The sequence below is a fragment of the Deltaproteobacteria bacterium genome, from assembly GCA_003696105.1.
Classification (GTDB): domain Bacteria; phylum Myxococcota_A; class Polyangia; order Haliangiales; family J016; genus J016.
In genome coordinates this window covers 1-2,933 of sequence record RFGE01000234.1, presented here as the reverse complement: position 1 = coordinate 2,933, position 2,933 = coordinate 1, and the positions used below count along the sequence as shown (strand labels likewise).

Here is a 2,933-nt window from a genome sequence, read left to right as displayed (position 1 = left end):
TTAGTGAGCGCGGTGGGCTTGAGCCAGCACTGGCGCTGGGTACAGCGGCGGGTGACCAGGTAGGTCGAGCCCGGCAGGACCTGTCGCGGCACGCTCACGGACCGGGTATCGGCTCGGGCTGGTCGCGGTTGCGTGAGAAGTTCAACCCGGGTAGGGCCCAGGCCAGGCCAGACGTTCAACCCGGGCGGGGCCCAGGGCGGGTACCCGGGTGGGGCTCGAGAGAAAATCAACCCGGGTGGGGCTCGGGGAAGTCCACCGAGTTGAACCCCGCCGTCCGGAACGTCACCGACTGAAACCACGCGTTGTGCAGCTTGTCGCCAAACGACAACCCGGCCAGCGCGCCGCGCCGCTCGAGCGCGGCGAACCCGGCGAACCCGACCCCGAGCAGCGCCACCGTCGCGGCCAGCACGATCTTCGCCTGCACCGGCACCGGCCCGCGCCCGACCACCCGCGGTAGCGCCGCGATCACCGGCGGTGCGAGCCCGCCGGTGATGATCAGCAGCGCCACGACGTGCAGCACCGCCGGCGCGGTCTGGTAACCGACCAGGCTGTCGGATTGCAACGCGAACCCGGCGTTGCAAAACGCCGACACCGACGTGAACACGCCGCGCCACAGCGCGTCGCCGAGCGCGTCGCCGTGCGCCGCGAACAGCGCCGTGAGCACGATCGCGCCCGCTGCCTCCGCCGCGAACGTCACCGCCAGCGTGCGGCGCAGCGCCACGAACAGCAGCCCGCGGTGCTCGCCGCTGAACAGCCCGGCGACCGCCTCCTCGTGGCGCACGCTGAGCCGCCTTCCGAGCGCGCCGAGCGCGGCGGTCGACAGCGTCATGATCCCCAGACCGCCTAGCTGGATTAGCACCAGGATGATCAGCTTGCCGGCGCCGCTCCACGCCACCGCGGTGTCGAGCGTGATCAGACCGGTCGCGCACACCGCCGACACCGACGTGAACGCGGCGTCGACGAGCCGCACCGCGTCGCCGGCGGCGGACACCGGCAGCGACAGCGCGATGGCGCCGACCACGCACAGCGCGAGGAATGTCGCCACGATCAACCGCGCCGGGTGGTCGACGATCAGCGCGATCCATCCGGCGTTGGCCAGCGGCAGGCCGCGCGCCCGCGCCAGCACCAGCGTCCCGGCCGGCACCAGCGCCAAGAGAGTGAGCCCGGCCGCCTCGGCGCCGGTCGCCGCCGCCAGCGCCGCCGCCGCCAGCGCCACCGCGATCGCCGCGAGCCACAGCCGGCGCGGCAACCCGTCGAGCGTCGTGCGCATCCAGGTGACCGCTCGCGCCGTCGCGATCGCCGACGCGATCGCCGACGCCGTCGCCACCCACGGATCGATGTCGGCGCGCGCGGCGACGCCGTTAAGCCACGCGGCCAGCGCCAGCGCCGCCGCGCGCCGCACGTCGCTCAGCTGCGCGCGCAACCGGCCCGCCGTTGGCCCGAGCAGGTCCTCGGGCGTGTCCGGGCTCCACACGGCGGCGATCAACCCGACCACCACGAGCGCCGCGACCAGCGCCGCGAGCGGGCGCGTCGCCAGCGCCGGAGCCATGGCCGCCGCCAACGCCCCCACCCCGGCGGTCACCATCGCGCTGCCGGCCCGCCACCGCGGCAGCAGCCCACCGAGGCTCGCCGCCCCGGCGCCCGCGAGCGCCGCGATCAGCTGCCAGCCCCCGTGTCGACCGCCCAGGCTTTACGCCGCCGTGAACCCCAGCGGCCCGATCTCCGCGAGCCCGATTCGGGCGCTTCGCGAACCCCGGTGGAAGTGCGCGACAATGCCGGGTCAGGCTACGCTCGGGGTCGAGATGCCGCAAGTCGCCGCCCGGAGGAGCCTGGGTCCGGCCCGCACGAGCCCAACCTCAGTGTTCGCGATGCAGGTACTGCTCGGGCACATCGAACGGCTCCGATGACACGAAGGCCATCGTGCCCGCAATGATCTGGTTGTAAACTTCAAACTGCTCGTCCGTGAGAACTGCGCGGAGTCGCTGTTCGTATTCTTTGCGGAAGGTTCGAACCCAGGCCGGATCCTGCACCTCATCGATCCGTCTGTGCACTCCAGCGAGTTCCATCACTGCGTCGTGATCAATCGTATGGTTGATCTGCGCATCTGAGAGAATGCGGCGCACTTCTATTTCCTGCGCTGAGCTCAACCCCGGTGCCTCATCCAGGAAGCGCAGATAGTCCGAGCGTGCCCTCATTCGAATCTCGTAGGCGACCTCAGTCTCGGCCGGACGTCGCTGCGTGCTGCCCAGGGCGGGCACGGGCGTCGCATCCGCCTGGATACGTGGCCGAGACCGTGGCATCCGAGGTGCCGTCGCATGTGGCTGGCTCGTCTCAGCGGTGCGCCCTGCGCCCGCGCGAACGCGATCTGTGCCTTGCCAACCGACCGCGGGTTCCGCAGCGCGAAGTTGCCACGTGACCCAGGCCAACCCGAGCGCCAGGAGACCGCCGCCCACGAGCCACGCAACACGGCGACCGCGCTTGCTCCCGTTCGCACTCTCCATGACTGTTGCCATTGCTCAGCCCCCGCTGCCGGTCCGAGGCCGCGCGCACTCTCTGCGCGATGTACGGCAGGCCTCGACGTCTCGCAGTCCAGCATCGCGGCAGAAGTTGTTGAATCCCTCCCTGCGCCACGCGATTCCATGCCCGGACAACAGCGGCGCGTTGCTCCCTCCGATGTTACCGGAGACGCTCACTTTGCCGCCCCCCTTCGATAACTCGACGGCAATTGGCTTCCAGTTCGACTTCGGCGGAGTGCAGGGGTTTTGGCCGGTTTGGTACCACTCAAAGCAAATCAAACTGACCTCGCGGCTCAGGCCGTCGCTGCATTCGCGGATTGTCACTTCTCACGATCATGACCCACGAATTCTCACGATCATGACCCCGGGGTGGTCCGAGGAACGGCGCAGGTGATGTAGCACAGGTTGTGGATAACG

1 protein-coding gene and 1 pseudogene are annotated in these 2,933 nt (G+C 70.2%); one reads left to right on the top strand and one right to left on the bottom strand.

The window, feature by feature from the left end; translation table 11 throughout:
- Positions 1-1,095 precede the first annotated feature (1,095 nt).
- Positions 1,096-1,158 (top strand): annotated as a pseudogene (locus D6689_15415) (acetyl-CoA carboxylase biotin carboxyl carrier protein subunit).
- 698 nt (positions 1,159-1,856) lie between these two features.
- On the opposite strand, the gene D6689_15410 reads toward D6689_15415, so the two are convergent.
- Complete coding sequence (locus tag D6689_15410; protein RMH39873.1) at positions 1,857-2,258, bottom strand: hypothetical protein; 402 nt, start codon at positions 2,256-2,258, stop codon at positions 1,857-1,859.
- Positions 2,259-2,933: the final 675 nt, after the last annotated feature.